The following is a 3157-nucleotide window of genomic DNA, read 5'->3' on the forward strand; positions in this document are numbered from 1 at the left end:
GGCGAGCGCGATGGCGAGGGTCGCGCTGGTGACCCAGAGACTGCGTTTCATGCGTATGTCCTCCCGTTGCAGAAACCGGTCGATCTGACGAAGCCCGCGCCGACCGGCGGCGGAGCGGGCCGTGGCCGTCACCGCCCGAAGCCTCACACGAGGCTGAAGACGAGGACGAAGAACACCGCGCACAGGACGAGCGCGTACCAGAGCGAAAGATCGGTGGCCCAGAGCCAGCCGAGGCAGAGGAAGGCCGAACCGAGCAGCGAGACGAACAGCCGGTCGCCGCGCGTCGTCTCGAAGCGCAGGACGCCGACGCGCGGATGCCCGCCCGGCGAGACGTATTCCCACACGCCCATCAGGGCGATCAGCCCGAAAATCGCGACGAAGAAGATCGCCGTCGGCCAGGTCCAGGCCATCCAGGAGAGGTCGATCATGCCCAAGTCCTCGTGAGGATTGTCGTAGTCATCACACCCGCCCCAGGGCAAAGCCTTTGGCGATATGATTGCGGACGAACCAGATGACGATGGCGCCGGGGATGATGGTGAGGACGCCGGCGGCCGTCAGGACGCCGTAGTCGAGACCGGTGGCCGACGAAGTGCGGGTCATCGCGGCGGCGATCGGCTTGGCGTCGGTGACGGTGAGGGTGCGGGCGATCAGCAGTTCGACCCAGGAGAACATGAAGCAGAAGAAGGCCGCGACGCCGATGCCCGACGCGATCAGCGGCATGAAGATCCTGAAGAAGAAGCGCGGGAAGGAATAGCCGTCGATATAGGCGGTCTCGTCGATCTCCTTGGGAACGCCGGACATGAAGCCTTCGAGAATCCACACCGCCAGCGGCACGTTGAACAGGCAGTGGGCGAGCGCCACGGCGATGTGGGTGTCGATCAGGCCGAAGGCCGAATAGAGCTGGAAGAACGGCAGGGCGAACACCGCGGGCGGCGCCATGCGGTTGGTCAGGAGCCAGAAGAACAGGTGCTTGTCGCCGAGAAAGCGGTAGCGCGAGAAGGCATAGGCGGCCGGCAGCGCCACCGCCACCGAGATGACCATGTTCATGACGACGTAGGTCATCGAATTGATATAGGTTTCGTACCAGGTCGGATCGTTGAAGATCACGCTGTAATTGTGAAGCGTGAAATTCCGAGGCCAATATGTCAATCCGGACAGGATTTCCTGGTTCGTCTTGAAGGACAGGCTGATCAGCCAGTAAACGGGAAATAGAAGAAAAATGATATAGATCGTCGGCACCAGGGCCTTGAGCCGAAATCTGCCGCTCTTCATCTCTTCGCGGCTCTGAAGGGCGGCTTCCGAGTGGCCCGGCCCCGGCATGGGCTCGTTCTGTCTCGTCGGTTCGGTTGCGGTCATAGCTGATCCCTTTTTGGTGCCTTGTCCGCGCCGACATTGGTCATGGCGGTATAGAAGACCCAGCTCAGAAGCAGGATGATGAGGAAGTAGACGAGGCTCATCGCGGCTGCCGGGCCGAGATCGAACTGGCCGACGGCCATTTTGACGAGGTCGATCGACAGGAACGTCGTCGAAGACCCTGGTCCCCCGCCGGTGACGACGAAAGGCTCGGTGTAGATCATGAAACTGTCCATGAAACGGAGCAGCACGGCGATCAGCAGGACGCGGCCCATCTTCGGCAGCTGGATGTAGCGGAACACCGCCCAGCGCGAGGCGCCGTCGATCTTGGCGGCCTGGTAGTAGGCGTCGGGGATCGAGACGAGGCCGGCGTAGCACAGGAGCACGACGAGGCTCGTCCAGTGCCAGACGTCCATGACGATGACCGTCACCCAGGCATCGAGCGGGTTCTGGCCATAGTTGTAGTTGATGCCCATGCTGGCCACGGCATAGCCGAGAAGACCGATGTCGGTACGCGCGAAGACCTGCCAGATGGTGCCGACGACGTTCCAGGGGATCAGCAGCGGCAGCGCCATCAGGACGAGGCAGACCGACACCCAGATGCCCTTCTTCGGCATCGCCAGCGCCACCAGAATGCCGAGCGGCACCTCGATGGCGAGGATGATCGCCGAGAACAGCAGGTTGCGCATCAGCGCGTCGTGGAAACGTGACGAGGTGAGGATTTCGGTGAACCACTCGGTGCCTGCCCAGAAGAACTGGTTGTTGCCGAAGGTGTCCTGCACCGAATAGTTCACCACCGTCATCAGCGGGATGACCGCCGAGAAGGCGACGAGCAGGAGCACCGGCAGGACGAAGAACCAGGCCTTGTTGTTCCAGGTCTTTTCCATGATGCGTCTCCTCAGCCCCGCTCGACGAGCCAGGAATCGGCGTAGAGATTGAGGGCATGCGGCGCGAATGCCGCATCCGCCTCGGCGGGGATCGCCGCGTTCTCCTTGAGGATCGCGGTGAGCGGCATGCCGTCGAGCCGGGCCCGGACGATGCGCTCGGAGCCGATGTCCTCGACCCGGTCGATGGCGATCGGCACGCCGCCGCCCCGCGGCACGATGCCGACGAATTCCGGCCGGATGCCGAGTTCCGTCGTCTGGCCGGCATGCGGCACGGAACGCACGGCCGGCAGCGCGATGCGCGCGCCCGAGACCACCGCCTCGCCGTTCTCCAGCCGGCAGGGCAGGACGTTCATCCCCGGCGAGCCGATGAAATAGCCGACGAAGGTGTGCTGCGGGCGCTCGAACAGCTCTTCCGGCGTGCCGATCTGCACGACCTCGCCCTCGAACATCACCACCACCTTGTCGGCGAAGGTCAGCGCCTCGGTCTGGTCGTGGGTGACGTAGACCATGGTCATCGCGAATTCGTGGTGGAGCTGCTTCAGTTCCGAGCGCAGCTGCCACTTCATGTGCGGGTCGATGACCGTCAGCGGCTCGTCGAAGAGGATGGCGGCGACGTCGGAGCGCACCAGGCCGCGGCCGAGCGAGATCTTCTGCTTCTCGTCGGCGGTGAGGCCCCGCGCCTTGCGGTCGGCCTTCGCCTCGAGCCCGATGCGGCGCAGCATGTCCTCGACGCGGCTGGCGATCTCGGCGGCCGGCACCTTGCGGTTCTTCAGCGGGAAGGCGAGGTTCTGGCGCACCGTCATGGTGTCGTAGATCACCGGAAACTGGAACACCTGGGCGATGTTGCGGGCTTCCGGCGAAAGCATCGTCACGTCGCGGTCGTCGAAGCGCACATGGCCCTCCGACGGGGTCAAAAG

General features: G+C 63.9%; 4 protein-coding genes. All 4 read right to left on the reverse strand.

What is annotated here, in order from left to right; genetic code table 11:
- Positions 1-143: 143 nt before the first annotated feature.
- A complete protein-coding gene (locus J1C47_RS23325) occupies positions 144-428 on the reverse strand; it encodes a DUF2160 domain-containing protein (protein ID WP_207353200.1) in 285 nt (94 codons plus the stop codon).
- Positions 429-459: 31 nt separating this feature from the next.
- Positions 460-1272: a carbohydrate ABC transporter permease gene (locus J1C47_RS23330; protein WP_245396767.1), complete on the reverse strand. Its 813-nt coding sequence runs from the start codon at positions 1270-1272 to the stop codon at positions 460-462.
- A gap of 80 nt (positions 1273-1352) precedes the next feature.
- Positions 1353-2240 (reverse strand): carbohydrate ABC transporter permease, encoded by an 888-nt coding sequence (locus tag J1C47_RS23335; RefSeq protein WP_207353202.1) that lies wholly within the window; start codon positions 2238-2240, stop codon positions 1353-1355.
- 11 nt (positions 2241-2251) lie between these two features.
- Positions 2252-3157 (reverse strand): ABC transporter ATP-binding protein (locus J1C47_RS23340; RefSeq protein ID WP_207353203.1); only part of this gene is annotated, 906 nt, incomplete at its 5' end.

The sequence above is a fragment of the Jiella sonneratiae genome (assembly GCF_017353515.1).
Classification (GTDB): Bacteria; Pseudomonadota; Alphaproteobacteria; order Rhizobiales; family Rhizobiaceae; genus Jiella; species Jiella sonneratiae.